This is a genomic window from Pseudomonadota bacterium (assembly GCA_026388315.1).
Classification (GTDB): Bacteria; Desulfobacterota; Syntrophorhabdia; order Syntrophorhabdales; family Syntrophorhabdaceae; genus MWEV01.
This window is the reverse complement of record JAPLKA010000092.1, coordinates 1-26282: the sequence shown is the minus strand read 5'-3', so window position 1 is coordinate 26282 and position 26282 is coordinate 1. Positions and strand designations below refer to the sequence as shown.

27 protein-coding genes are annotated in these 26282 nt (G+C 43.1%); 10 read left to right on the top strand and 17 right to left on the bottom strand.

What is annotated here, in order from left to right:
• Positions 1-6: 6 nt before the first annotated feature.
• From NTX75_13470 to NTX75_13455, 4 genes are all read right to left on the bottom strand, one after another.
• Complete coding sequence (locus NTX75_13470; GenBank protein ID MCX5817224.1) at positions 7-780, bottom strand: IclR family transcriptional regulator; 774 nt, start codon at positions 778-780, stop codon at positions 7-9.
• Positions 781-1038: 258 nt separating this feature from the next.
• Positions 1039-1329, bottom strand: coding sequence for a 4Fe-4S binding protein (locus tag NTX75_13465; protein ID MCX5817223.1), 291 nt, complete (start codon positions 1327-1329; stop codon positions 1039-1041).
• Positions 1330-2241 carry a benzoyl-CoA reductase, bzd-type, subunit Q gene (gene bzdQ, locus NTX75_13460; GenBank protein MCX5817222.1) on the bottom strand — a complete coding sequence of 304 codons (912 nt, stop codon included), beginning with the start codon at positions 2239-2241 and terminating at the stop codon, positions 1330-1332.
• 19 nt (positions 2242-2260) lie between these two features.
• Positions 2261-3025 carry an acyl-CoA dehydratase activase gene (locus NTX75_13455; GenBank protein MCX5817221.1) on the bottom strand — a complete coding sequence of 255 codons (765 nt, stop codon included), beginning with the start codon at positions 3023-3025 and terminating at the stop codon, positions 2261-2263.
• Positions 3026-3524: 499 nt separating this feature from the next.
• On the opposite strand from NTX75_13455, the gene ruvX reads away from it, so the two are divergent.
• The 5 genes from ruvX (at position 3525) to purB (ending at position 7946) form a co-directional block, all read left to right on the top strand.
• The gene (gene ruvX / locus NTX75_13450) at positions 3525-3941 is read left to right on the top strand and encodes a Holliday junction resolvase RuvX (GenBank protein MCX5817220.1); all 417 of its coding nucleotides are present in this window, start codon (positions 3525-3527) and stop codon (positions 3939-3941) included.
• On the top strand, positions 3922-4926 hold the full coding sequence (gene mltG / locus NTX75_13445) for an endolytic transglycosylase MltG (GenBank protein MCX5817219.1): 1005 nt from the start codon (positions 3922-3924) through the stop codon (positions 4924-4926). Before ruvX ends, mltG begins: the two co-directional genes overlap by 20 nt.
• A gap of 15 nt (positions 4927-4941) precedes the next feature.
• Positions 4942-6123 carry an acetyl-CoA acetyltransferase gene (locus NTX75_13440; GenBank protein MCX5817218.1) on the top strand — a complete coding sequence of 394 codons (1182 nt, stop codon included), beginning with the start codon at positions 4942-4944 and terminating at the stop codon, positions 6121-6123.
• Between the two features lie 3 nt (positions 6124-6126).
• Entirely contained in the window at positions 6127-6540 is a 414-nt protein-coding gene (locus tag NTX75_13435; GenBank protein MCX5817217.1) for a Zn-ribbon domain-containing OB-fold protein, read from the top strand.
• A 110-nt stretch (positions 6541-6650) separates the two neighbouring features.
• Positions 6651-7946 (top strand): adenylosuccinate lyase, encoded by a 1296-nt coding sequence (purB, locus tag NTX75_13430; protein ID MCX5817216.1) that lies wholly within the window; start codon positions 6651-6653, stop codon positions 7944-7946.
• Positions 7947-8032: 86 nt separating this feature from the next.
• Here purB and NTX75_13425 read toward each other — a convergent pair whose 3' ends face one another.
• The 9 genes from NTX75_13425 to NTX75_13385 are packed head-to-tail and all read right to left on the bottom strand — an operon-like array spanning position 8033 to position 16463.
• Positions 8033-8287 (bottom strand): DUF1844 domain-containing protein, encoded by a 255-nt coding sequence (locus NTX75_13425; protein ID MCX5817215.1) that lies wholly within the window; start codon positions 8285-8287, stop codon positions 8033-8035.
• Between the two features lie 40 nt (positions 8288-8327).
• Positions 8328-9779: a trypsin-like peptidase domain-containing protein gene (locus NTX75_13420; protein MCX5817214.1), complete on the bottom strand. Its 1452-nt coding sequence runs from the start codon at positions 9777-9779 to the stop codon at positions 8328-8330.
• Between the two features lie 42 nt (positions 9780-9821).
• A complete protein-coding gene (gene coaBC / locus NTX75_13415; protein ID MCX5817213.1) occupies positions 9822-11069 on the bottom strand; it encodes a bifunctional phosphopantothenoylcysteine decarboxylase/phosphopantothenate--cysteine ligase CoaBC in 1248 nt (415 codons plus the stop codon).
• An 18-nt stretch (positions 11070-11087) separates the two neighbouring features.
• Positions 11088-12284 carry a D-alanyl-D-alanine carboxypeptidase gene (locus NTX75_13410; GenBank protein MCX5817212.1) on the bottom strand — a complete coding sequence of 399 codons (1197 nt, stop codon included), beginning with the start codon at positions 12282-12284 and terminating at the stop codon, positions 11088-11090.
• Positions 12284-13033 carry a slipin family protein gene (locus tag NTX75_13405; protein MCX5817211.1) on the bottom strand — a complete coding sequence of 250 codons (750 nt, stop codon included), beginning with the start codon at positions 13031-13033 and terminating at the stop codon, positions 12284-12286. Before NTX75_13405 ends, NTX75_13410 begins: the two co-directional genes overlap by 1 nt.
• 2 nt (positions 13034-13035) lie before the next feature.
• Positions 13036-14334, bottom strand: coding sequence for a nodulation protein NfeD (locus NTX75_13400; GenBank protein MCX5817210.1), 1299 nt, complete (start codon positions 14332-14334; stop codon positions 13036-13038).
• A complete protein-coding gene (gene coaD, locus NTX75_13395; GenBank protein ID MCX5817209.1) occupies positions 14331-14819 on the bottom strand; it encodes a pantetheine-phosphate adenylyltransferase in 489 nt (162 codons plus the stop codon). Before coaD ends, NTX75_13400 begins: the two co-directional genes overlap by 4 nt.
• A gap of 45 nt (positions 14820-14864) precedes the next feature.
• Complete coding sequence (gene rsmD / locus NTX75_13390) at positions 14865-15452, bottom strand: 16S rRNA (guanine(966)-N(2))-methyltransferase RsmD (protein ID MCX5817208.1); 588 nt, start codon at positions 15450-15452, stop codon at positions 14865-14867.
• 60 nt (positions 15453-15512) lie between these two features.
• Positions 15513-16463, bottom strand: coding sequence for an ArsA family ATPase (locus tag NTX75_13385; GenBank protein MCX5817207.1), 951 nt, complete (start codon positions 16461-16463; stop codon positions 15513-15515).
• 160 nt (positions 16464-16623) lie between these two features.
• Between NTX75_13385 and NTX75_13380 the strand changes: the two genes are divergently transcribed.
• The 4 genes from NTX75_13380 to serS are packed head-to-tail and all read left to right on the top strand — an operon-like array spanning position 16624 to position 19847.
• Positions 16624-17442, top strand: a complete 819-nt coding sequence (locus NTX75_13380) for a TatD family hydrolase (protein ID MCX5817206.1) — start codon at positions 16624-16626, stop codon at positions 17440-17442.
• Entirely contained in the window at positions 17439-17999 is a 561-nt protein-coding gene (locus tag NTX75_13375) for a cysteine hydrolase (GenBank protein ID MCX5817205.1), read from the top strand. The genes NTX75_13380 and NTX75_13375 overlap by 4 nt, the downstream gene beginning before the upstream one ends.
• A gap of 18 nt (positions 18000-18017) precedes the next feature.
• A complete protein-coding gene (locus NTX75_13370; protein MCX5817204.1) occupies positions 18018-18578 on the top strand; it encodes a GerMN domain-containing protein in 561 nt (186 codons plus the stop codon).
• Positions 18579-19847: a serine--tRNA ligase gene (serS, locus tag NTX75_13365; GenBank protein ID MCX5817203.1), complete on the top strand. Its 1269-nt coding sequence runs from the start codon at positions 18579-18581 to the stop codon at positions 19845-19847.
• Here serS and NTX75_13360 read toward each other — a convergent pair.
• The 4 genes from NTX75_13360 to NTX75_13345 all read right to left on the bottom strand — a co-directional run bounded on the left by NTX75_13360 (position 19831) and on the right by NTX75_13345 (position 25623).
• Positions 19831-22146 (bottom strand): hypothetical protein, encoded by a 2316-nt coding sequence (locus NTX75_13360; GenBank protein MCX5817202.1) that lies wholly within the window; start codon positions 22144-22146, stop codon positions 19831-19833. The genes serS and NTX75_13360 overlap by 17 nt on opposite strands.
• 44 nt (positions 22147-22190) lie before the next feature.
• Positions 22191-23099: a protein translocase subunit SecF gene (gene secF, locus NTX75_13355; protein ID MCX5817201.1), complete on the bottom strand. Its 909-nt coding sequence runs from the start codon at positions 23097-23099 to the stop codon at positions 22191-22193.
• Positions 23099-24691, bottom strand: a complete 1593-nt coding sequence (gene secD, locus NTX75_13350; protein MCX5817200.1) for a protein translocase subunit SecD — start codon at positions 24689-24691, stop codon at positions 23099-23101. The genes secF and secD overlap by 1 nt, the downstream gene beginning before the upstream one ends.
• A 377-nt stretch (positions 24692-25068) precedes the next feature.
• The gene (locus NTX75_13345) at positions 25069-25623 is read right to left on the bottom strand and encodes a hypothetical protein (GenBank protein ID MCX5817199.1); all 555 of its coding nucleotides are present in this window, start codon (positions 25621-25623) and stop codon (positions 25069-25071) included.
• Between the two features lie 279 nt (positions 25624-25902).
• Between NTX75_13345 and NTX75_13340 the strand changes: the two genes are divergently transcribed.
• Positions 25903-26277, top strand: coding sequence for a hypothetical protein (locus NTX75_13340; GenBank protein ID MCX5817198.1), 375 nt, complete (start codon positions 25903-25905; stop codon positions 26275-26277).
• Positions 26278-26282: the final 5 nt, after the last annotated feature.

Genomic DNA, 26282 nt, shown 5'->3' with positions numbered 1-26282 from the left:
TCATATTCAATCCAAAGACACCTTCTTAGAAATATCGATCAAGACCTGGGCCAGTTTTGCCTCAAAGGTGTCCTTGTGGTTTTCATCAAAAGGAAAGGAGAAACCGATCGAACCTTCCACTTTTCCGTTACGGAATATCGGTGCTGCCACGGCATCCCTCCCCAGAATCAACTCTTGCCTGTTGATCGCAAATCCACGTCGGCGCGTATCATCCAATGTCCGCAGAAAACCAGCCTTGTTGGTTTCCGTGTATGGCGTGTATGCAATCATATTGGTCTCATTAATGATCTTCTCAACCGAAGCCTGATCCATAAACGCAAGTACCGCCTTTCCAAGGGCGGTACAATAGGCGGGCAGCCGCGAGCCGACGGGAATGTCCAGGTCTATAAGAGTGTTCATGCGAATCCTTTCTATGTAGACAATTTCCGTCCCGTCCAGAATCGCGCACTGGGCGCCCACATTCAACTGTTGGGCCGCATCGAGCAGGTGAGAGGCTACACGGGTTCTCAGGTCCATGTCACGGAGCAACGCAAATCCCAGCGAGAGCACCTTAGGGGTAAGCCTGAACTGCTTTGTACCGGGGTCCCTCCTGACGTACCCTAAGTGCATGAGCGTTGCCGCATATCGCGTTGCCGTGGACGGCCCCATGCCTGCCAGCGATGCCAATTCTCCGAGACTGAGAGGCTCTTTGTGCCGGGAGAGCATTTCAAGAATCAGAAGACCCTTCTCCAGGGAAGCAATGAGATAACTCTGCTTTTGCTGATTATCGTTGTCTTTCATCCTGTCCGATCTCCAAGACCATATTTTTGCATAGTGAAAATAGATTCCACTATGCAAAAATTGTAGCACTCTTCTCGTAACCTGTCAAGAAAAATATTTCAATGTGAATTCGATGGGGTCGGAACACGCCAAGTGGCTGATATTAATAATATTTAATCTTTATATTCATGTTTTAAAACTTAAAGGATCCTTAAACAAAAAAACCCCGCCCTTCATGAGCGGGGTTCTCTGAACTAACAACTATGAACTTGCTTTATATTACCAGAGATGCACTATAGCACCCGGCTCACATGCTACTTGACACGGAAGTTTTGCCGGTCTGTTCTGTATTGGCTTACATAGTCCGCAAACATATTTAATTTTCTTTCTCTGTTCCTTCGATACAGCAGCAACAGGATTTTCATTAAGCGGATCATTCTCGTCTTCACCGACCGCAAAAACGGTTGTAGGGCAAGCTGTTATGCATGCCCCGCAACCGTTGCATAAATCCGTATCTATGGTGATAAAGAAATCGCCTGAGCCATCTTTATACCCATAGTTTGCCTTCATTTATTTGCTTCCCTTTTCGACAAGGGCCTTTCCAATCAGTGCTGCACCGATTGCACCGGCAATCTGGGTATCAAAGGGGAATCCCTTCTCTGCATACGCCTTGTTATACCATTTGGTGTCGCATGCTTCGATACCGAGCTCTTTCGTGATTCTCTTTACAATGCCCTGGTTCTTTGCGATACCGCCGGTAATTGCAAATTCTTTCTCAACATTGACCTTTTCGAGGAGTGAGAACACCCTGTGTGCCATTGCAGAACAATATGCTGCGAGCACTTTCTCTTTCGGCCAGCCTGCACGGAGCAAGCTTGCTGCTTCTGATTTTGCAAAAACAACGCAGGTTGAACTGACAGGGGATGGTTCCTCTGCAACCTTAAAGGACATATCGCCAACATCCTGAATCGGTACACCGAGGAGGTCTGCAAAAACTTCCATGCCACGGCCTGTACCTGCTGCGCACTTATCGTTCATCAAGAAGGCGTTGACTTTACCTTTTTCGTCAACCTTAATGGCCTTACAGTCCTGGCCGCCCATATCGAGAATGGTCTTTACTGCAGGACCATACATCCAGTTTGCGCCCCTCGCGTGGCAAGCAATCTCTGTTATTGCCCTGTTCCCGAAAGGAACGTTTACACGGCCATAACCTGTGCCGACGGTGAAGTGAAGGTCTTTCAATGTAAGGTCTGTGTCTTCAACTGCCTTGTTGAAAACGTTGATTGCGCTGTGCGGACTGTTTGAACCTGTTCTCATGTTGCCGTAGCAATAAAGCTCGCCATCTACCATGATAACGCCCTGGGTGCTGACGGAACCTACGTCAATACCTGCTGTTATATATTTACCCTTCTTCCAGTCGATTTCAGGGTTTGTCCATCTTGATTCCGGCCATCTCCAAAATTCTTTCTTTTCTTCTGCCATAGGATTATACCTCCAATTTTTACTCTGCAGCAGCGATTGCAACGCCAATTGCGCTGACAAACTGCGGATCTGCGGGCACAGTGATTTTAATGTTGAGTTCTTTCTCAACTGCCTTGATAAACCCTTTATTGAGCGCAACACCGCCGATTGCTGCTACGTCATTCTCAATACCAACCCTTCTCATCATAGATACAATCCTATCTGCGATTGCATTCAAAACTGCCCGTGCGATATCCGGTTTTGCAGTCTGTGAGTGAACAAGAGAAACGAGCTCTGATTCCGCAAAAACTGCGCACTGTGCGTTCATGCCTATTTCTTTCGTGGACTGGTCATAGAGTTCTGCCATCTTTTCGACCTGTGTCTCAAGTGCCCTTGCCATAGCGTCAACGAATGTCCCTGCGCCTGCTGCACACTTCTCGTTGATTGCAAAGTCAACAACGTTACCTTTTTCGTTCACTTTTACAGCTTTTCCTTCTTCCGCACCAACAGCGATAACTGTCCGTACATTGGGCATAATATATGAGATGCCTTTCGCAGCAGCGCCGACTTCTGTAATTTCGCCCTGAGCAAAATAGCAATTTTTCTTTCCTGCGCCTGTGACAAGCACTTTCTGGATATCGCTTCTCTTCAATCCGGCTGCCTTTAATGCCTCATCATACGCCTGGTCAGCGGCCGCTTTCGCATCCAAACCTGCAGGAACCATTGACATTCCAACAACCTTACCGTCTTTCATGATGACGGCTTTCACGTTTTTTGCACCACTATCTATACCTGCTGTTATCATCCTTATACCTCCTTAAGCGTGATTAAAAACGAGATTGTGCAGTTTATAACAAATTGATAAAAAGTTGTCAAATCGAACAATTTTATTTAATGAAATTTTTCACAATCTAATCAATAATTATGCAATTGTATACAATCACATATTTCACTATTTCACAAATACATTGCAAATACCTGTTATTATAGTATTATTAAAGCAAATTAAAAAAGTACACCTCCCGTGAATCTAAAATATCATGTATTATTTGAAGGGAATAATTGTGATAACAATTCACAAGTATTATAAACTCCCACAGGCCGGCGAGGACCCCTGTTGAAGCAATCATTTAGCGAGTTTTACGAGCCGGGTACCCGCTTGCGGGTGCGGGAGGCTCCGCGGGCTTTGCCCGGGGAGGGGGCGACGTGAGCCCCTTTATATAGTATGCAAAGGGGCTTTGCTGACATGTCTGCCGTCATATTTACTCTTGAATCTCAAGGAAAAACTGTTATAATACTTGGAAATGAGGATACTTTGCCTTGATGTGGGGGATAAGAATATTGGGGTTGCCCTGTCAGACCCAACCCGGAGCATTGCCCTGGCGCTCAAGCTTCACAAGCGTAATTCTATAAAAAAAGACTTTGATGAATTAAGACATATTGTAGACAACAACGATGTAAAAGAGATCGTTATAGGCCTGCCGAAAGATTTGAGCGGGGGTATCGGCAAGAGGGCGCAAGGGGTTATGGACTTTGCCGATGCAATAAAGAGGCACATCAATATCCCGGTTGTACTGTGGGACGAAAGGTTCAGTTCAAATGAAGCACACAGGATTTTCGAAATGGCGCAGGTAAGTCATAAGAAGAGGAAGCCTTTTATCGACATGATGGCGGCGCAGATTATACTTCAGGGGTACCTGGATGCTCAAAAAACAAAGTAAACGTATCATTGTAATCGCGTTTATCCTGTTCCTTGTGATGCAAACGTTTATATTTGCGAGCATACCGAAAGACACAGACAGCGAGACCATAAAGGTAGTAGTGAAAAACGGAACAAGCACGTATCAAATTGCCAATACGCTAAAAGAAGATGGTATCATCTATTCGTCCCGTCTTTTTATGCTTTTCACTCTTCTCACAGGCGGCAAATTAAAGGCTGGGGAATATGATTTACGAAAGAGTATGTCCACCATAGACATTATAGAGAAAATGGAACGTGGTGAGCGCAATATATATATGTTAAAGGTTGTTGAGGGTTACAATATATATAATATAGCAGACATGATGGAACATGCCGGGATTATGGAAAGGGACGAGTTCATACGTCTTGCCAAAAATGAGGCATACCTCAGAAAGCTTGGCATCAAAGGAGATTCTCTGGAGGGTTATCTGGCCCCTGATACTTATTATTATAGTAAAGAAACAGATATTGAAAAATTTATCGAAAAAATTGTGCAAAGAACCTTTAAATTGTTTGAAAAAGAAGATATAAAGAGTAGAATGAATGGTATAGGATTTGATATGTATAAAACATTAACCTTGGCATCCATGATTGAAAAAGAGGCAAAACTCAGGGACGAAAAACCATTAATCGCAGCCGTTTTTCATAACAGGTTAAAAAAAGAGATGTCGCTCGATTGCGACCCGACAATTATATACGGAACAGGGGCATTTCTAAGCCCGATCACGAAATCCGACCTTATTACCTACACCCCTTACAATACATATAGGTTTAAGGGGTTGCCCAGGGGGCCTATTTGTAACCCTGATAAAGGTTCCATTATGGCAGCGCTTTACCCTGCACCCGTGGATTATCTCTATTTCGTTTCAAGAAATGATGGCACCCATGTGTTTTCGAAAGACATGAAAACACATAGCAATTTTGTGGCAATGTATCAAAGATCAAAAAACTCAAAAAAACCGTGAGTGAAGGAGGAATTTATGGCAAAAGAAGTAGCAGTAATTGGTGTGGGCCAGAGCTCTTTTGTGAGAGGCTATGAAGGCTCCATCAGAGAATTGGCCTTTGAGGCATTCAGGGAAGCCATGCAGGATGCAGGCATCGCGAAGAAAGACGTTGATGCCTCTATTTTTTGCTCGGCGCCTGAATACGACAAGCAAAGGTCACCGGCAGGTGTTCTGGCCGAGTATCTGGGATTAATCCCCCAGCCGACTTTTTATATTGAGACTGTCTGCTCATCAAGCAGCTCCGGTGTGAAAGTAGGCTACAGCATGATTAAGGCAGGGCTCCACGATGTAGTGGTTGTCCTCGGTTTTCAGAAGATGTCGGAAATTACATCTGCTGAATCCCAGGAGAGGATGGGCAGGGGTGCAGATATTCAGTGGGAAGCCCCCTTCGGCACCATGATGCCGGCCTATTATGCACTATACGCTCAGGCCTACATGGCAAAGAATGGACTGACACACGACGACCTTATGAATGTAAGAGTGAAATCAGGCACCTACGGCCAGACCAATGAGAGGGCTGTCTTCCGGAAGGGTGTCAAGCCGTCGGATTTTGACCCGAATAATCCTGATGCAAGGATGGCAGCTGCGGTTGCATGGCCGCTAAGGGTTGGTGATGCCTGTGCTAATGCGGACGGCAGTTCTTGTATAATTCTGGCAAATGCAGAAAAAGCAAAGGCCTTTTCAAAGAAGCCTGTATGGATTACCGGTATAGGCGCTGCTTCAGAGGCGGTCAATATGGCAGCGAGACCTGATTTCGCAAAAGGTTTGAGTGTCGGATACGGCGCAGCAAAACAGGCTTACAATATGGCTGGGATAACAGCGAAGGATGTAAAGGTAGCCGAGGTGCATGACTGCTTTACCATTGCAGAGATTATGGCATACGAAGGTCTGGGGTTTGCACCGATGGGCGACGGCAAGCAGCTTATCCGGGAAAAGGCTACATATAAGGAAGGTCGGATTCCGGTCAACGTCGATGGAGGTCTTCTCTCCAAGGGTCACCCTATTGGCGCAACAGGCGGATCACAGATGCGTACAATCGTCCTTCAACTCCGTGGGGAAGCCGGCCCGATGCAGGTGCCAGGCGACCCGGACATTGGCCTCGTGCACAATGTCGGCGGTGTAGGACTTTATGGCAGCGTTACTATATTCGGGAGGTGAGAAATGGGTTTTGATAAATTCGGAAGAAAAAGCTTTACTGGAGTGACAAAGACTGCAAAGTTTGTTGATTTATTGGCAGAAGGAAAAATCGAAGGGACAGTATGTAAACAGTGTGGCGCCAAATATTTTCCACCAAGATCCGACTGTGCCGCCTGTTTATCAAAAGATATGGAGTGGTTCGAGATGCCGAAAAAAGGCACACTTGAAACCTTTACAATTGCTTATTATGCACCCTTTGGTTTCGAGAAGGATTGCCCCTACACCATGGGTGTAGCTGATTTCAGCGATAACCTGAAACTGTTCGCACGCCTCGCCGGGGACATCAAGCCTGAGGACGTAAAAGTCGGGATGGATGTTTCCATCAGGCCTTTGAAATATGATGATGGCCAGATGTCGTTTGAGATTACAAAGGCTTAATACCGTAACGCGTGATCTGTAACGTGTAACGGGTAAAACCGGAAAGATAAAAGGCTGCCTCCGGGCAGCCTTTTAATTTCACAGTTACATTAAAAAACACGAGGTAAAACATGATAGAGCGATACACATTACAAAGGATGGCAAAGATATGGGAAGAGCAAAACAAGTTCCAGAAATGGCTTGAGATTGAGGTAGCCATATGCGAAGCCTACGCAGAACTCTCGCTCATTCCGCAGGAAGACCTTGCAGTTATTCAGGAAAAGGCCAGCTTCGATATAAGCAGGATCAACGAGATCGAAAAGCGTACGAAACATGACGTGGTGGCTTTTATTGAATCAGTTTCAGAATGTGTGGGACCCTCCTCAAGGTATATACACATGGGCATCACTTCGTCGGATATCCTCGATACATCGTTCTCGTGTTTGCTGAATGAAGCCTCAGATATCCTTATTCAGGACACCATTGCGTTTATGGGTGTCTTAAAAGAGAATGCTTACACATATAAGGATACGCCCATGATCGGGAGAACCCACGGTATCCATGCGGAACCGATTACCTTCGGCCTTAAAATGGCACATTTCTATGACGAGATGCGAAGAAACCTGGAGCGCCTCAAGGCAGCCAAAGAACGGGTAAGCTGTGGAGCAATTTCCGGAGCGGTAGGGACGTTTGCACACGCCCAGCCCTCCATTGAAGAATATGTGTGTAAAAAAATGGGGTTAAAACCTGTGCCAGTCTCGACACAGATCATTCCAAGAGACTATTACGCTGAATTTTTTACCACACTGGCGATAATAGGCTCGTCCATTGAAAAAATGTCTCTGGAGATACGAAACCTTCAGCGCACAGAGGTTGGTGAGGCAGAGGAGTTCTTCCAGAAAGGTCAGACCGGGTCGTCCGCTATGCCGCACAAGAGAAACCCCATAGCATCGGAGAACCTTTGCGGACTTGCGCGACTGCTCCGGGGATATGCTGTAGCTGCCCTTGAGAATATCCCCCTCTGGCACGAAAGGGACATCAGCCACTCCTCTGTGGAGAGGGTTATCGCCCCGGACGCCACTATCCTTCTTGACTACATGCTTGAACGGATAAAAAACATGTACAAAAACCTGATTATTTACCCTGACAAAATGCAGAAAAACATGGATATATCAAAAGGTCTCTACCACTCGGAGACTGTCCTGCTAAGCCTCATAAAGAAGGGTCTCACACGACAGGAGGCATATAAAATCACCCAGAGGGTTGCTATGAAGTGCTATGCAAACAACCTCGATTTCAAAACAGAAGTCAAAAAAGATGACGAAATCAGGAGTTATCTGAGCGAAGCAGAAATTGAAGGCACTATGAGCAACGAACATTATTTCAGATATGTGGATACGATCTTCGGGAGGGTGTTTAATCAGTGAATAGTCGATAGTGAATAGCCAAAAAATTTGGTCTATCCACAAACAGAAAATTTTTTTATTGCCCTTTACTGTTCACTATATACTATTCACTGCTTTTTCGCTGCCTCTACATACTTCATCCGTAAATCATAGAGCATACTATCAATCAGCCGGTCCTCATCCTCTGTAAGATTCCCCTTTGTTTTCTCCATGAGCATTTCGATAATGCCTATTGTCTGTTTGGCAAGGGGAAGATTGATGTCTTTTTCGTTTTTCAACGGATCAGGTAATTCCCCCAGGTTAACAAGGACAGATGTTGATAATGACAGAATAAAGGTTGAAAATGTTAATTGATCTTCCATATAAACCCCCTAAAGTGATTGTAGATTGCAGCTGCTGTCCCTACAGCAAGGTATCGAGTTTTACAGGCAAATAAAAAATATTTGAATTTCTTTTTACCTGGTAAAGAATATAGTTCCTTTTCAATCCTTCTACCATATAGGAATCAAAATCGTCTTTGTTGGCTACAGTATAGTTATTAATCTTTATAATGACATCTCCGTTACGTAACCCGCATTTTTCTCCTATGCCCCCTTTGTAGACCTTCGTTACAACAACCCCGTTCTTTTCCTTCAGCTTGAATTTCATTTTCGGGTAGCCTTTTATGTCGGAGATTCTCATATTACATAACAGTTCATCAACGGGTGAGAATCGAAAAGATTCGACATCTTTTCCATCAATATTTATGAAATACGCCTTTGGGCCTTTCAATACCTTAAGTTGCAGGACGTCACTTTCGTTAGCACCTCTGAAAATGTTATGGAGCTTTACCCCTTCCTTTATTTTTTTCTTATTAATCTCCACAATCCTGTCGCCGATTTTGATGCCATATTTTTCAGCAGGGCTTCTCGGAATTACCTTGCTCACATAAAGGTAGGTGCTTTTTTCATCCTTCTTCTTCTCTACAAACAAACCAAAAACAGGTCTTTTTGTACCGGTTTTTAAAAACTCGGATACCATGCCCATGACATCTTCTATTGGTATGGCAAATCCAATACCCTTGCCCTCTCCGTATATTGCCGTAACTATGCCGATGGGATTACCTTCAACATCCAGTAGTGCACCCCCGCTGTTACCGGGGTTTATTGAAGCATCTGTTTGTATGAGGTTCACGTAAACCCTGTTATCGATTCTCAAATTTCTCCCGGTTGCGCTTACCACTCCTACAGTTACAGAACTCGCAAGTCCGTATGGATTGCCGATTACTATGGCCCTTTCACCAACCTTCACCTTCTTGTTTTTGGTCACTTTTAAAAAGGGGAAGTCATCCTTATCGGCAACCTTCAGCAGGGCAATATCAAACTCAGGGTCGCTCCCGAGGACAAATGCATCATACTCCTTCCCGTTAATAAACTTCACCCTGATATTGATAGCCTTAGCAATGAGGTGTTCGTTGGTTACGATAATCCCATTCGCATCCAGGACTACTCCGGAACCAATATTCTCAAAAGACTCTTCTTCCTCTTCCTCTCCGGTAATAAATTTCTTGATGAGTGAGGTCTTTTTCTCTTCACCTGAATTCCTGGTAAGTTCTTCAGTCTTTATATTGACTATGGCTTTGCTCGCCATCTCCACAACTTCTACAATCCTGTCCTCTTTGGCATACACAGGGAATGGGGGCAGGAATGAAAGAATGAGCAGCACAATGAGTGCAATAAATAAGTTTTGAGTTTTGAGTTTTGAGTTTTGAGTTATAGTTCCGGCAGATCCCTTGACCCCTTGAACTTGAACCCTGCTTTTTTGCCCTTGAACCCTTGACCCCTGCTTTCTGTCTTCCGTCTTCACGCTATTCACTATTCACTATTCACTATTCACTGATAACTATCCGCTGTATTATCAGTACCAATCCTCTTTGATTCTTTTCCTCTTTTTCATTATCTTTTTAACAGAATCGAGGATGATATTCGCAATTTCTTCTTTGGCCATGATTGGAACGTGTTTAGCCCGACCGGAAGTCTCAACGATTGTTACTTCATTATTGTCAGAACCAAAACCGATGCCACTCTTGCCAACATCATTTGCAATAATTAAATCCAGATTTTTCTTTTTTAATTTCTCCGAGGCGTTTTCGAGGATGTTTTCTGTTTCAGCTGCAAAACCAACGAGGATCCTGTGTTCTTTTATCATTCCCAGTTCTCCGATAATATCGGGATTCTTTGTAAGTTCCAGGATCATTACAGTATCATCACCTTTCTTTTTTATCTTGTTGCAATTTTCTGTGGAACACTTAAAATCTGCTACCGCTGCAGCCTTAATAATAATAGTACAATGCCTGTAATGCTCCATAACGGCATCCCGCATCTCACATGCAGTGGTAACTTCAACAACGTCTATGTCGTTCCTCGGCGGGGGAAGGTGGGTCTGTCCTGTAATGAGTATTACCTCGGCCCCCCTTCTCCTGGCAATTTTTGCGATGGCATACCCCATCTTGCCTGACGACCTGTTTGTTATACACCTCACGGGGTCGACAAATTCTGCCGTCGGACCGGCAGTTACGAGGATTCTTTCATTCACAAGATCTTTTACAGTAAATATATCTTCCATTTTCTCAAGGATATCATCGATGGTAGGGAGCCTCCCCTTACCAACAGTTCCACAGGCAAGATCACCTACGCCCGGTTCCAAAAAGTCATATCCGGCTTCCTTCAGCTTTTCTATGTTCATCTGCACCATCTTGCTTTCCCACATCTTGGTGTTCATAGAAGGGACAAAAAGGATGGGCACTGTAATAGCCATTACCATCGTAGTTAAAAAATCATCAGCCACGCCGTTAGCTATTTTCCCAATAATATTAGCCGTAGCTGGGACTATCACCATCTGGTCTGCAATATCTGAAAGGGCAATGTGTCCTATTTTTGAACCCATAAAAAGTTCAAACATCTCATGGATGACAGGATTACCGGAAATCGTCTGGAACGTGAGGGGAGTTACGAATTCCATTGCATTTTTCGTCATAACCACATGGGCGCTGGCTCCCTTTTTCGTGAGTTCCCTCACCAGTTCGGCTGTTTTATAGGCTGCAATCCCGCCTGTAATCCCGACTATAATCTCTTTGCCTTTTAACATTGTAAAATGCTTATCCATATATAACTGTCCTTGTGTTTATAGATTAAAACCCATCTTCCTTATGAGTCTGGTAAACAGGTTTGCCTTGGGCACATAAACAGGAGAAACAATATCCACCTTCCCGATCTGTTCATTTTCAAGCTTTATCACAAGCTCTCCAAGCTTCTGCCCTTCCTTTACCTCGCCCTTTATTTTCTCAGGCACAACAATCTCTTTCTTTACGGTCCCCTTTTTATCGCTTGGCATGGGGTACAGAAAATTTGCATTAGCGACACCTTTTATTTTCCTGTATTTACCATCTTCAAGTATAATGTCTTTGTCAATCACCTCGCCTTTCTTCACCACATTCAGGATCTTATACTGGGAAAAGGCTTTTTTGAACTTCTCCATTGCCACATTATCTCTTATTTTGGCATTGGGACTCCCCATGACAACAATGATGAACCGGAGATCGCCCTTCTTTGCAGTGGCCACAACATTGAAACCTGTTTCCCTGTAATAACCAGTTTTCATTCCGTCAACGAGTCCCGGCATCCTCACGAGAAGCTTGTTATGGTTATTCATGGTGAACTTGTCGTCTCTGAAACCTTCTGTCTTGATTGAGGTCCATTCGAGAAGTTTAGGATATTTTAAAAGTTCTCTTGCCAAGATTACAAGATCGTTACAGGATGAAATGTCTTCCTGCTGACCCTTTGAAGGGGGGAGGCCATGGGGCGAATGAAATTCCGAATCGGCCATACCAAGGGCTTTAGCCTTTTCGTTCATCAATCTGACGAATTCTTCCTTGCTGCCGCCAACGTGTTCCGCAATGGCATATGCCGCATCATTAGCTGACGCAACAAGGGTTGCCTTCATCATTTCTTCTAAAGTAAATGCTTCACCCTCTTTGAGATATACCTGGCTTCCGCCGATCTTTGATGCCTCTTTTGAAGCAGTTATTTTGTCTGTTAAGTTAATTTCTCCTTTTGCAATCTTATCCAGCACAACAGAGGCAAGCATGAGTTTCGTGACACTGGCCGGTGGGCGCTTAACATGGACATTTTCACCTTCAATCACCTTGCCTGTGCTGCCTTCAACAACGATATACGCCTTGTAAGGGCCTTCCTTCTCGGCCTGCACCTTTGCCGTTGACACATTTTTTTCCACAGGCATCTTCTTTTTTTGTGCAGGCCTTGCATCTGCCAGCGTTGTCCAGAACAACAACACTAATAGGACAACAAACCATCTTTTCATTACTTTCCCTTCTCCATAAACATCTTTATAAGATCAATGGGGAGTGGGAATATGATTGTCGAGTTCTTCTCCTGAGAAATTTCGATCAATGTTTGCATGTAGCGCAGTTGTAATGCCATCGGGTTCCTTGAGAGTATATCAGAGGCTTCGGCGAGTTTCGTGGAAGCTTGAAATTCACCCTCGGCGCCGATAATCTTTGCCCTTCTCTCACGCTCCGCCTCAGCCTGTCGAGCGATTGCCCGCTGCATCTCCTGTGGCAGGTCTACGTTCTTAACCTCCACATTGGAGACTTTAATGCCCCACGATTCTGTATGAGTATCCAGGATTTCCTGCAACCTCTCGTTTATTTTCTCCCTATGTGCCAAAAGGTCATCAAGTTCCGCCTGACCCAATACACTGCGGAGCGTGGTTTGCGAAAGCTGGCTCGTTGCATAGAGGTAATTCTCCACGTCTATTATTGCCTTTAATGCATCGATAACCCTGAAATAGACAACGGCATTCACCTTTATCGTAACATTGTCCCGTGTAATGACATCCTGTGGGGGTATATCCAGAACGACGGTCCTCAAGCTCACCTTTACCATCCTGTCTACGATAGGGATCAGGATAATAAGCCCCGGCCCTTTCGGGCTGCCAAGCACCCTTCCAAGCCTGAATATAACACCTCTTTCGTACTCATTGAGTATCTTGATAGCACTGGCAAGAAAAAACACTATGATGATAATGACAAAAAGATAAATCGGTATCATAACTATCCTCCCTTTTTTATGAGGAGCATAAGCCCCTCTATACTCACTACAACTGCCCTGTCCCCCTTGTTAATCTGCTCGTCGCTTCTCGCATTCCATATCTCTCCATGCACAACAATTTTACCGTCCTTAAAAACATCTGTCAGGGTTACACCTGTCTCACCGATAAGACCCTCCTTACCGGTCTTGACCGTTAAAAGTTGGGCTTTAATTGCATACGATAGCACACCGAAGAAAAATATACCAGAGAGTACCGCCACAGCAATGATGCTTTCCCATGATATGGCAAAAATACTGCGGGGAAGATCGATGAGCATTACAGAACCTATGACAATCGAGATGATCCCGGCAACACCCAGCACCCCATGACTTATTATCTTAAGCTCGAGTATAAAAAATACTATACCAAGAAGGATGAGAAAAACGCCTGCAAAGGTTATAGGAATAGTTTGAAATGCATAAAGTGCCAGTATGATAGAAATTCCTCCAACGACACCGGGGAATATAGAACCAGGGCTGTATATCTCGAAAAGTATCCCGTAAAGCCCTATCATCATGAGTATATAAGCAACATTCGGGTCACTGAGGTAAGAAAGGAATTTATATTTAAAGGGCATGTCTATTTCGACCCTATTCTTCCCTTTCAATTTCAATATCACTTTGCCCTTTTTTGTTTCAACAGTCCTTCCATCGGCCTTTAGCAGAAGTTCATCCATGCTCTCCGCCACAATGTCTACAACATTTTTATCAAGGGCATCTTTTGCGGGTATGGATGCGCTTTCCTTCACGGACTTTGCAGCCCATTCGATATTTCTCCCCCTTTTAGCTGCAATGCTCCTCACATATGCCTCGGCATCCTTAACAACTTTGTCCATCATTTCCTTGTCAACTTTGTCTTTTCCTATTGTGACAGGATGGGCAGCGCCAACGTTTGTTCCCGGGGTCATCGCGGCGATATGTGATGCGAGAAGAATAATACTCCCTGCGGATGCCGCCCGCGCACCCGAAGGGTGTACATAGACGATGACGGGGATATTCGCTTCCATAATGCTCTTGATAATATCCCTCATGGATGAGTCAAGGCCTCCCGGTGTATCGAGGAGGATTACGAGAGCCTCCCCGCCATTCTGTTCAGCCTTTGTAATGGATTCTGCTATGAAACCTGCAACCGGAGGTTGAATGGCGCTCTGGACTTTTATTACATGGACATCACCGGCATGGACATAAGATGCAGTCAAAAAAACGGTAATAGCGAAAAGCAAACTAAAAGCACAAAATTTAAATTCAGAATTTCTTCTCATTTTATTGAAAATCTCTCCTTCAGACTCTTCCCGACAACTGCCGGCACGAGTCCATCAACACAACCGCCAAAGCTTGCCACCTCTTTAATCGTTCGGGAGCTTATGAAGAAATAATCCTTGCTCGTCATCATGAATATTGTATCCATATCCTTATTGAGATTCCTGTTCATGGAAGCCATCTGGAATTCATACTCAAAGTCACTCATTGCCCGCAATCCCCTTACAACAAACCGGGAGTTGACCTTCTTAACATAATCCACAAGTAATCCTGCGAAGCTGTCTACGATGACATGCTCATTTCCGTTTACAGCCTTCCTGATTAAATCCTTTCGCTCTTCCACGGTAAAAAGACCTTTTTTTTCGATATTATATGCCACTGCCATAATAACCTTATCGAAAAGCTCAAGACTCCTCATTAAAATATCCATATGTCCATAAGTAATTGGATCAAAAGAACCCGGATAAACCGCTACCCTTTGCTTCATGATAAACTCCTTAATTCATTATTCATAATTCTTCATTCTTAATTCTTAAATCATAATTTCATACGCTTCATCCCTGTCAGGCATGTCTAAAATACTAATAACAGTATCCCCATATCTCCTGGTTGCTCGTTCGTTCCAGCCATCTGTTAGTGAAACAAGGGGTGATTCCCTTTTTGAGTATTCTAATATGAACACCGTATCCTTATGGTAAATAACATATTTCTGAAAAAGCGCCATGGTCTCTGGAATAAAGTCCTGTTCATAGGGAGGGTCCATAAAGATTATATCATAGTTTAATGCCCTTTTATAAAGAAATGGTATTGCATATCTTACATCCATGTTCAATACAAGACAATTTTTTTCTAAGGAGAGCGTGGAAAGATTCGTCTTGAGTGTATTCACCATCTGCTTATCTTTTTCTACGCAGGCGGCGGCGGCACCCCTGCTGAGCGCCTCGATGGTAAAAGAACCTGAACCGGCAAACAGATCAAGCGTCCTCAGGCCTGTGACATCCCCTGTCATGGCAAATATTGCTTCTCTCACCTTTGAAGAGGTATAACGGGCCACATCGTTCTCCGGGACAGTAATGGCTCTGCCCTTTAAATTGCCACCTGTGATTTTAATTCTGATCATGTCAACCTTTTAGCGGGGAGCGTAGAGTTAAAACCTCTTATAATGGCCCTCAGCTTTCTGCTATGCATACTCAAACAAGGCCTTGCCCACATCCGCTATTCTCTCCATCCCCTTGACCTCTTCCGCTGACAGATAGAGTATAACTACATTTATATCCCTGTATGTATTTTTTATGAGGTCAATATAGTGGTTCTGCATCTTTTTGCGTGACGTGTGAAACGCACAATCCGCCTCTTTCACCACATGGTTAATGACAATGTTTTCCACTTTTAATTGATTCTCTTCTAATTCTCTGATCACCCTTTCCGTTAACTTAACGCCAAGCGCCTCAGGAATCGTTATGATGACATATTTTGTAAGCTGTCCATCCCTGATAAAATCAACAATCCTCTCTGATAATGCCTCCCAGCTTCCTATAATTTCAAGGAGGGCCCTTTTTGAGCCCTTGAGACCCGATATATCTTTCAGCTTTTCAAGGTAACTATACATATTCATATAAAACTTTGTGGCAGCCTCAAGATGTTTAAGAAATAAATGCGGCAATTGAAGCAACCGGAGGGTATGCCCTGCAGGTGCAGTATCCCAGACCACCACATCATATTTGCCGCTCTCCACGAGTTCTATGATGAAGCTCAACATATACTCTTCTTCGATACCCGGGGCTGTGCCAATATAGTCAATAAAATCATAATCTACGCTGGCAAAAGACGATATTACCTCGTAAATCTCTCTCCCGAACCTCTCCTTCCATCTCATCAACACAACATCCGACGATATCTCGAGACCATATAATTCTAATGCATCATCAATCCTGGCCTCCCTACTCCCGATATCAACCTCAAAGATATCGGACAATGAGGGTGTGGGATCGCTTGAGATCAGGAGAACCTTTTTACCATCTGAGGCAATCTTTACAGCAATGGCTGAGGCGCAGGTGGTCTTACCTACACCGCCCTTTCCTCCAACCATAATCAGTTTAACGCTGTTGTCTTTAATATTTTTAAGTCCCATCCCGCATCAACCCTTTATTCGACATGGCGCAACATATACAGACTGTATATCATAGCATAAAAATAATCACCAATGACCAGTTTCCAATGAACAAAAGGGCGATATTGGCTTGTAATTTGTATATTGGTGTTTGGTGATTGCTTTTATATCTGGTTATTTGATGATTAGCATTAGCCAATTATGGTATATATCACACATGCTTGTCGATTCTCACTGCCACCTTGAAATGGAGCTTTTTGAAAAAGACAGGAAGAAGGTTATCGATACCTGCATTAAAGAAGGATTAGCTTACATACTCACAGTCGGTACCGAGGAAAAGTACTTTGAAAAAGTCATACAACTCATAGATGAAAACCCCTCTGTTTATGGTGCAATAGGCATCCACCCCCACAACAGCGGAGATTTAAACGATGCCCTCATACCGAAAATTAATAAGACACTCACTCATAACAAGATTGTGGCGTACGGTGAGATCGGGCTCGATTTTTTTAAGAACTATTCCCCGAAGGATATACAGGTAGATGCATTTAAAAAACAGTTAAAGCTGGCAGGACAGGCAAAGCTCCCGATCATTGTCCATTCAAGAAATGCCAAAGACGAAACCCTGCAAATCCTCAGAGAAACAAAAGGCAATGATGCAGGAGGGGTTATACACTGCTATTCCTACGACCTTGATGCAGCAAGGAAACTGCTCGATATGGGTTTTTACATATCGATTCCGGGAACAATCACATATACCAACGCACAAAAACTGGTAGAAGTCGTCCAATATCTTCCCATGGACAGGATTCTTGCAGAGACTGATGCCCCGTTTTTAACCCCGCATCCCCACAGGGGCAAAAGGAACGAGCCACATTATGTGAAGTACACCATTGAAAAAATTGCACAAATAAAGAATAAAAGAGTGGAAGAGATTTCATCCCTTTTGCTTGAGAATTTTATGAGACTGTTCCGTGGCGTTAAAGGAGACAGACATTGAAATCGGCGGTTATTATTGTTGATATGCTTGAAGGTAACTACAGCAAAGAAAGAACAGGCAATAAAGAGGAAGAAAAAATCATCCCGTACGTGAGAGATTTTCTCAGTACATGCAGAAGCCTCGCTATACCTGTCATATTTGCCTGCGACAGCTTTTTAAAAAACGATTTCATATTCAGAGGAAGAATGAAACCCCATGCATTGAGGGGAACAACCGGGACACAGCCCCTCTCAGACCTTGGACCTCAGGGCATTGATATTATCCTTGAAAAAAGACGTTTCAGCGCCTTTTTCAAGACAGACCTGGATCAGACTTTAAGAACAATGAATGTTGATACCGTCCTGATTGGTGGGATCAATACCCATTTCTGTGTTCTCGCCACAGCTTTCGACGCCATTTGTCATGATTTTTATACAATAATTCTTGAGGATTTGAGCGCTGCTTTCAAGAGAGAGATTCACGAAAACATCCTGAATGCCTATAGAAATTCAGCCATTTATCCCATATTCAGGGTAATGACAACAAAAGATTTTCTCGAAGAAATCGGTAACCCTTGACCTCTGATATGGTTAGCTATGAATAATCGATTAAATGACAGAAAACTGCTTAAACCTAAAAGTCATAAGCGTCTCATCATTCTCTTTGTTCTCATTGCGGTCTTTGCTATAATCATCATATTAAACAAACACATACAGTTATGGCAAAGAGAATCTATAATTGATATCATCCCCTTTGAAAAAAGCGATATCTTCATCTGTTATTCAAAAAATACGGAGAAACTTGAAAAAAAATTATTAGAAGTGAAGAAAGGCGTGCCCGAGAAGGAAAGAGCGCATATCATCATAAGAGAATTGAAGAAAGAAAAGAGCATCCCCGAAAATACTTCACTTTACGAGTTTGCATCTGACGGGGATGGTACGATATATCTTAATCTGTCAAAAGATATTCTTGGAGAAAAGGTCGATCCGGCAAAGGAGATAATAAAGGTTTATTCAATCATCAATTCCTTCCTCCTGAGCTTCAAGGATGCAAAGAAGGTTCAACTTCTCGTGGAAGGACAACCTGTCTACACCATTAATGGTACCGTGTATACCTATAAACCAATCGAATTCAATAAATATGTAATGGAGGACTAAATGCTTGATCCAAAAATTATCAGGGAAAAAACTGAAATAATATATGAAAGCCTCGAAAGGCGGGGCTTCTCCTTCAACATGGAAAAACTTCTGAAGGTTGACGAAAAAAGGAGGAAACTTATACAGGAATCGGAAAGCATGAAGAATGAGAGAAATGAACTCTCCAACGAGATAGCACGACTGAAAAAGGCAGGGTCACCCCCTCAGGATAAGATAGAACATTTGAGGAACATTGGAAAACAGATAGAAGGCCTGGAGCAGGAACTCAGGATGGCTGAAAGCGAATGGAACGATCTTGTCCTTATCATGCCGAACATCCCTCACGGCACGGTGCCTGTAGGCCAAGGGGATAAAGATAACCGGGTGGTAAGGGTCTGGGGAGAAAAACCTGTATTTGATTTCCAGCCTCAACCGCACTGGGATATAGGGGAAAAACTTGATATACTCGACTTTAAAAGGGCAGCAAAGATAACAGGGTCACGATTCACCTTATATAAATCATACGGCGCCCTCCTCGAAAGGTCGCTTATAAATTTCATGCTTGACCTCCACACAAGGGAGCACGGGTACACCGAGGTACTGCCGCCTTTCATGGTAAACCGCGAATCCATGACAGGTACCGGCCAGTTACCAAAATTTGAAGAAGAGCTATTTAAAATAGACGGGCTCGATTACTTTCTCATTCCGACAGCCGAGGTTCCCGTTACGAATATTTATAGCAATGAAATTCTGAAGGAGGATGAGCTCCCTGTAAAATTCGTCGCCTATACGCCCTGCTTCAGGAAGGAAGCCGGCGCCCATGGAAAGGATACGCGGGGGCTTACAAGGCAGCACCAGTTTAACAAGGTTGAGCTTGTAAAATTTGCCCATCCCGAAAATTCCTATCATGAGCTTGAAGGGCTTCTGCTGGACGCAGAGGATGTTTTAAAAAAACTTAACATTCACTACCGGGTTTCAGCGTTATGTACGGGCGACCTCGGGTTTTCAGCCTCCAAAACCTATGACATCGAGGTATGGTTGCCAGGCCAGAATGTTTACAGGGAAATCTCTTCCTGCAGTAATTTTGAGAATTTTCAGGCAAGACGTGCAAAAATAAGGTTCAGGAAGGCGGGGGGGAAGATAGATTTTGTCCATACCCTGAACGGTTCAGGCCTAGCCATCGGCAGGACTGTCATGGCCGTTATGGAAAATTACCAGACCCAGGATGGCAGGATCGTCGTCCCTGATGTATTAAGACCATATATGCATGGGCTTACTCAGTTTCCATGATCTTTGAGAGTATACTGTCAATCTTCATTAATATGACGGGGTCTTCTTCTTTTTCTCTGATATCAGTAAGGATATCTTTCAGATTACCGTCTAAGAGGGCATAAAAAAAATCTATTGCCCTTAATCTCAGTTGCCTGTCGTTTATTTCTTTTAATGCATTCATTATTGCGAGGATCGCCTTCTTCTTGCCGGTAAGGCTTATCCCTTTAATCAGGAGGTCTTTAATCTCAATCACGTGCTCCTTTTTTAAGTGTGAAAGGAGGGGATTGATCATGTCTTTGTCCTGTATCTCAATAAGAAGCTTTATGGCCTCACCTCTTTTTCCCGCATCATCAGTATAAAGTAGTTTCAGGATAGGCTGAATATCTATACCCTTTTCATCATTCTTTGCCTTTTCAAAAAAGTGTATATATCCCTTCGATTGAAGGATAAGGCTTGCGAGAATTAAACCCATCTCTTCCTTTGAAAAAACAAGGTCATCCTTCCATCTTTCTAATATTTGCAATGTCTCCACATTGAGGACCACATCATTAACGAGGGAATTCTGAAGAATATTCCTTATCTTTTTGCCTTCTTCAAATTCATCGAGCTTCAAAACAGCACAGAGGGGTTCTTTAAGGTACCTGTTCGACAGGTAATAGTAAACCTGCCCCATTGATTCGGATTCCCTCACAATATCCTTTTCCTTTAATAAATTTAAATATCCGATGATTTTTTTATGAGGAATGCGTGTTTCGAAAAAAATATTTTCTATAGTATACCTTTTGAGGTGTTTTACGCTCCTGTCAGTAAAAGAGGCGATAATTTTTCTGAAATCCCTCTCTTCTTTCACCCCTTTGAGCACATCTTCCAGAACCTTCTCAACGCTCAGATCGGCCAGAAAAAGTTCAAACTCTATCGGTTTGTATCGTTCGTTCAAATCCCGTACAATCTTTTCTTCTCCATATATATCGACAGCCTTCGAGCTCTCCAAAGGCTTGATCTCGCAAAGGGCAGAGAGATACATATTGCTGAAAGGCTCATACCATTCAAAAAACGTCTCTTTTTCACCGGAAACGATAAGGTAGACATTGTCATGCCCGATGCAAAAAGAAATAAACCGCTCGAATTTTTCGCGCTCCTGTGTATCCACATATATATACCGCTCACAGCTATCGATGATAAAAAAACATGGGCCATTGTTGAGCTGTTTTTTACAGAGAGAAACAATATCGAACTCAGGACCGCCGGTGAGCATAAGTCGGTCGTATATGACGTCTTTTATTTCACTCACGGGTTTTTCCCACATTTCACAGTAAAAAACATTCGGACTTATTGAAAGAATCTGGGGCATAATAAAGGATCTCAATACCGTGGTCTTCCCTGTTGCCGCATCCCCTGTAGCGATGGCATAACCATAACTGAACAGCTTATCGAGTATGAGAGAAGCCTTCTCCCATCTTTCAAATGGTGGACCTTGATATTCATTATAAGGGGAGAATTTCGGTACCTCAAAGATATCTCTTTCGTAGGTAAAATCACTTGTTATGTCCCACATAATATCTTTATAATGGAAACCATATTTACCGTTCACATTGTTTTTAAAAACGCTGAACATACCTTCAACATAACTTCTTACATTATTGAGAACATGCAATTCGTAGGGAAATTTGGCGTTGTATTTTATATGGATGGCGCCTTCCCTGCTATCGATATCAATCGTTACATCGCCGGGCCTTAAAACAAAATGCCGGTCCGGATACCTTCGTAATTTGGGATACCTCAAGTCTGAGTAGAATATATCTAAAAGAAGATGGGAAAAATTGAAAACATGGCTTATAACCTTCGTGTTTCGAATGATCGCCTTTCTGCTGTCCTCTGTAATTGTCCACTCTATGGGGATTTTTTTCAGCACATTTGAGAAGGTGAGGTGATTTATGATCTCTATAGCCATCCCGGGGATATCTAATTTTTCTCCTATCCCGTAATTCAATAATATCTTCTTATCATTCCCATCAAGGGTCTTGAATATTTCTCCGTTGGTATCCCAATGATAGTCTTTAACAAGACCAATGTCGTGGAGGTATATCGTTCCGAGAAGGGTAAAGATTTCCCCTGAAAACATCTCTTCGGTTCTGTCTTTCGGGTCAGGGATTATCTTTTCAATTAATTCTTTCAGGGACTCAACGTGTTGTTTTAGCGGAAGATCAATTAAACTGAAGAACTGTTCTTCGCAGAAGTTTTTCAGATCAAGAAATTTTTGATGGAGCTTTAATTCTCCCTCTTTATTTTTTAATACATCCTCGAGCCTTAATTGCATTTGAAAGCCCCACAGTCCCCAATATTATATTAAATGTTGTAATATCAGCGAACCTTTTTCCACCATAAAAATATAAGAGGACTTGCCACAAAAATTGATGAATACGTTCCGATAAATACACCAATGAAAAGAGCTAACGAAAAATCGAAAAGTACCTTGCCTCCAAGCACCAGTAACGCCGCTATCACCAGCGCTACAGTTAATGATGTAATGATGGTCCTGCTCAGCACTTCATTGATACTCCTGCTTATAACATTACCAAGCTCTGCCTTTGATTTCATCTTGGTCATATTTTCACGAATCCTGTCGAATACGACGACTGTATCGGTAAGTGAATACCCTGCTATCGTCAGGAGTGCTGTAATAAAAAGTATATTCATTTCCCTGTTTAGCGCCCAGAAGATTCCGAGCATGGCAAGAACGTCATGAAATGTGGCAATTGCTGCAGCAATGCCAAAAACAAATGTAAATCTCCATGCAATGTAAATGATGATGCCGACAAGAGAGACGGCAATTGCAATGATTGCGTTCTTTTTAAGCGTTTGCCCCACGGTGGAACCCACCATATTGCTTCCGAGGATCTCGAATTTTTTACCTTCCATACGACCGGCGAGAATCTGTTTGATTTTGTCCTGCACCTTTTCTTTTTCTGTATCCACTATTTTTGTTTTTATAAAAAACTCTTTTGTTCCACTCACTTCCTGTATCTGAACGTCGTGAATGCCATTATCCATGAGGACATTTCGCAAATCGCCGATTGTAACCTTGTCAAGAAATTTGACGTGAAGATTTGTTCCACCGGTAAAATCCACGCTGAGATTGGCCTTCCCAAAGGCTACCATTATGAAAGCAAAAAAACCAAGCAGCACGAGTAGCGCCGAGAAGGTAAATGCCCGGTTTCGCATACCCATAAAGTCTAAATTTGTGGAATGAACTATTTCCCTGAACTTCATCAGATACTCAGGCTCCTTGGTTTATATTTTGCTATAATCCAGTCAAAGATTACTTTTGAACCGAATACAGCAGTAAAGAGGTTGATAATAATACCAACGCTTAAGGTAACCGCAAAGCCCTTTATCGGACCGGTTCCAAAAATAAAAAGCACAAATGTTGTTATAAGCGTCGTCACATGGGCATCAAAGATCGTCAACCACGCCTTTGAATAACCCGCGTCTATTGCTGCTCTCACGGTTTTTCCAAGTTTCAGTTCTTCCCTGATACGCTCAAAAATAATAACATTAGTATCAACACCTATTCCCATTGTCAGAATAATTCCGGCAATACCCGGAAGGGTCATGGTTGCCTTCAGGGCACTAAAAACACCCAAGAGGTAGATGAGGTTTAAGAAAAGGGCAATATCAGCAACAATACCGGAGTGTTTATAATAATAAACCATAAAGACAATAACAAAGATCGCCCCCAGAAGTGCCGCCTGTATCCCTTTCCTGATTGAATCCTGACCAAGGGTAGGGCCAATTGTGATATTCTGTACAACCTTTACGGGTGCAGGGAGTGCACCTGCCCTGAGCACAATAGCCAGGTCTTTCGCCTCATCCATTTTAAATCCGCCGGTTATTGATGCTTTGCCGCCTGATATCCTCTCCCTCACTACGGGAGCAGAATAAACGGTACTATCGAGGATGATGGCAATCCTTTTTCCTACGTTTTCGGCAGTCATCTTATCAAAGATTCTGGCGCCTTCGCTATTAAACTCAATAGCTACATATGGTTCATTCCCAAATTCACCACCGATCTTAACCCTCGCATCGGTCAATAATTCTCCTGACAGTAAGGTCTGCTTCTTCAATAGGATAGGTGTGGTAGTGGTGATACCCGTATCCCTGTTTCGCGCCTTTAACGATAGAACCTCATCGCCTTCAGGGACTGTACCACCGGTGTATCGCACGGAACCTTCCTCATCAACAAGTTTAAACTCAAGCTGGGCAGTCTTTCCGATTAATTCTAAAGCCCTTTGAGGGTCTTTTACACCCGGCAACTGGACCAGAATCTGGTTATCCCCCTGTTGCACGATGACGGGTTCAGACACACCGAACTGATCTATCCTGTTCCGTATCGTTTCAAGCGCCTGATGGACCGCATTGTCTTTTATGTTCGTCAATTCTTTTTCTGAAAGGAGGAACTCAACAATGAGGTTTTCGCCCTCTGCCTTTGTGCTTCCCGCCTTAAGGTCAGGGAAATCCTTCCCGGCAATATTGTAAAGTTTTTCTTTCTGTTCTGACCTGATCGTCACAGAGAGTGCATTTTCTTTCTTATCGAGTTCTAAAAACCTCACCCCGTCACGTATCATGGCATCTTTAAAGGCGTTAAATTTCCTGTCCACCATGTTCTGTAACAATTTCGCCGTATCCATCTCAAGCAAAAGCTGCATGCCACCCTTTAAGTCAAGTCCGAGATAAATCTTGTCGGATGGGAGGTATTTTTTCCATGTCCCCTTCAGTTCAATTACATTCGGCAAACAGTAAATAACTGACATTACCAGGAATATAAGTATGAGAATCGCCCTGAGTTTTAAAGACTTAAGCACCTATTACCCCATTTTACCGCTGGATTGATGACAAAACATACCAAAGTTATAATCATATAAGGATTTTGTCAAGAGAAATTTATCACAACGTTGCAATCCATCCGTTTACAAAAAAATGATTCTTTGCCGCCTGTCTGCGTGCATCGCACAGACAGACACGCCGCGGTGAAATAGAAAAGCAACTGGATTAAACCGCCCGCTAAGCGACGGCATGAGAGAAGTATCCTAAATCCACGGGAGTCTCAACAACCACCTGTATGGAAAACAGCTTGTCGTTGAACAGCTTTTGTCCTGCGACATAAGCATCTCTTGCAGTGATATCAATGGGTGACCCCCTTCATTCCCTTTCCCTCTAATGGTCGGCCCTATGGCTTCCGCTATTTGGAATTGGAATAAGGGTAGGGTTGATGTCGGCGGCTGGCTGCAGGTATACTGGTATCGTAGACCGTAACGATGTCGATCATGTCGGTGATGTTCGGGTTGTATCGCCGCGCGAGGGACAGGGCATCCTCCCTCTCTCTTTCGTTTTTTACATAACCATTCAAAAGGATTTCCTTGCTGCTCCATTCTGAGGCCCATACGTTCAGATGGTATGTTTTAAACTCACGGTTGAGCCTGTCAAGATTGACTATCTGCGGGTGGGCAGGAGGTACCACAGGTGTTTTCGGCTTTTGGGTGTGTATTTTCTTCTTGAGTATCTTTTTTCCATGTTTTTCTGGAATAGGTTTTTCAGTTTCCTTCAGTTTCGGTGCTTCTTTAACTTCTTGTGCATATTGTTTGGGTGGCTCAGGCGGTTTCGGAGGCGGCAGTTCAACCTTCCCCTGAGGAGGCTTCGGCGGATCAGGTTCTTTCTTGCTGCAAGAGAGGGCAAAACATGCAAAGAGAAACTGACAGATTATAAGAGAAACTGACAGGGTTTTTATAATTCTCATTTTATTATTATCGACTATTTCAGAGAATGTATTAACAAAAAAGACCTGGTATTATAACAAATCACATATTTCAAGATGATGGTGAAAACTGAAAAGATATATCAAGCAGGATTATGGTTATATAGATAACGGCAGACAACATCCCCCAAGGCATCAACCCTTACCGCATAATGTTTGTTGTTAATATTTTCATCCATTGTGCGATAAAATTTATAAATGCGATACAAAAGTATGCAGCCGGTGAATAACCAACATAACTTCTAAAAAGGAGACCAGAATATGAAGGAAAATAGGATCGGCACACGTTGTGACGTTCAAAAAGAAAAGTATAGTCGGTTTTTTATCAAGAATTCAGATTTCAAGGAAAAAGTTAAAATATTAAATATCAGTAAAGCCGGTCTTTTGTACGAGCTTCCTAAAGGTAGAGATGCTATGGAAGTAGGAGATGTTGCGACGCTTATGTTCCAAACAGGGGAAGAGGTCTCTACATTTGCAGTGACGATCCGCTGGGCTTCAGACTATTTTAAAAATACAAAAAAGAAGGAATTCAGGAAATACGGCGCTCAAATAAACAAAGTGACACTCACTAATCCGTGTCTATGGGATGATTACACTAAATATTTATTAATGAAAAACCGATTTTCTTTAAAATAGTAGGG

What these genes read in the sequence shown, in the direction of transcription:
- NTX75_13360 (MCX5817202.1), bottom strand. Translation starts at nt 22,146, where the DNA reads ATGCAATTAAGGCTCGAGGATGTATTAAAAAATAAAGAGGGAGAATTA.
- coaD (MCX5817209.1), bottom strand. Translation starts at nt 14,819, where the DNA reads ATGAAGCAAAGGGTAGCGGTTTATCCGGGTTCTTTTGATCCAATTACT.
- NTX75_13370 (MCX5817204.1), top strand. Translation starts at nt 18,018, where the DNA reads ATGAATAATCGATTAAATGACAGAAAACTGCTTAAACCTAAAAGTCAT.
- mltG (MCX5817219.1), top strand. Translation starts at nt 3,922, where the DNA reads ATGCTCAAAAAACAAAGTAAACGTATCATTGTAATCGCGTTTATCCTG.
- coaBC (MCX5817213.1), bottom strand. Translation starts at nt 11,069, where the DNA reads ATGGATAAGCATTTTACAATGTTAAAAGGCAAAGAGATTATAGTCGGG.
- secF (MCX5817201.1), bottom strand. Translation starts at nt 23,099, where the DNA reads ATGAAGTTCAGGGAAATAGTTCATTCCACAAATTTAGACTTTATGGGT.
- ruvX (MCX5817220.1), top strand. Translation starts at nt 3,525, where the DNA reads ATGAGGATACTTTGCCTTGATGTGGGGGATAAGAATATTGGGGTTGCC.
- NTX75_13400 (MCX5817210.1), bottom strand. Translation starts at nt 14,334, where the DNA reads ATGAGAAGAAATTCTGAATTTAAATTTTGTGCTTTTAGTTTGCTTTTC.
- NTX75_13410 (MCX5817212.1), bottom strand. Translation starts at nt 12,284, where the DNA reads ATGAAAAGATGGTTTGTTGTCCTATTAGTGTTGTTGTTCTGGACAACG.
- NTX75_13340 (MCX5817198.1), top strand. Translation starts at nt 25,903, where the DNA reads ATGAAGGAAAATAGGATCGGCACACGTTGTGACGTTCAAAAAGAAAAG.
- NTX75_13455 (MCX5817221.1), bottom strand. Translation starts at nt 3,025, where the DNA reads ATGATAACAGCAGGTATAGATAGTGGTGCAAAAAACGTGAAAGCCGTC.
- serS (MCX5817203.1), top strand. Translation starts at nt 18,579, where the DNA reads ATGCTTGATCCAAAAATTATCAGGGAAAAAACTGAAATAATATATGAA.
- bzdQ (MCX5817222.1), bottom strand. Translation starts at nt 2,241, where the DNA reads ATGGCAGAAGAAAAGAAAGAATTTTGGAGATGGCCGGAATCAAGATGG.
- NTX75_13405 (MCX5817211.1), bottom strand. Translation starts at nt 13,033, where the DNA reads ATGATACCGATTTATCTTTTTGTCATTATCATCATAGTGTTTTTTCTT.
- NTX75_13380 (MCX5817206.1), top strand. Translation starts at nt 16,624, where the DNA reads ATGATTAGCATTAGCCAATTATGGTATATATCACACATGCTTGTCGAT.
- NTX75_13470 (MCX5817224.1), bottom strand. Translation starts at nt 780, where the DNA reads ATGAAAGACAACGATAATCAGCAAAAGCAGAGTTATCTCATTGCTTCC.
- purB (MCX5817216.1), top strand. Translation starts at nt 6,651, where the DNA reads ATGATAGAGCGATACACATTACAAAGGATGGCAAAGATATGGGAAGAG.
- NTX75_13440 (MCX5817218.1), top strand. Translation starts at nt 4,942, where the DNA reads ATGGCAAAAGAAGTAGCAGTAATTGGTGTGGGCCAGAGCTCTTTTGTG.
- NTX75_13425 (MCX5817215.1), bottom strand. Translation starts at nt 8,287, where the DNA reads ATGGAAGATCAATTAACATTTTCAACCTTTATTCTGTCATTATCAACA.
- NTX75_13465 (MCX5817223.1), bottom strand. Translation starts at nt 1,329, where the DNA reads ATGAAGGCAAACTATGGGTATAAAGATGGCTCAGGCGATTTCTTTATC.
- NTX75_13385 (MCX5817207.1), bottom strand. Translation starts at nt 16,463, where the DNA reads ATGGGACTTAAAAATATTAAAGACAACAGCGTTAAACTGATTATGGTT.
- NTX75_13345 (MCX5817199.1), bottom strand. Translation starts at nt 25,623, where the DNA reads ATGAGAATTATAAAAACCCTGTCAGTTTCTCTTATAATCTGTCAGTTT.
- rsmD (MCX5817208.1), bottom strand. Translation starts at nt 15,452, where the DNA reads ATGATCAGAATTAAAATCACAGGTGGCAATTTAAAGGGCAGAGCCATT.
- NTX75_13435 (MCX5817217.1), top strand. Translation starts at nt 6,127, where the DNA reads ATGGGTTTTGATAAATTCGGAAGAAAAAGCTTTACTGGAGTGACAAAG.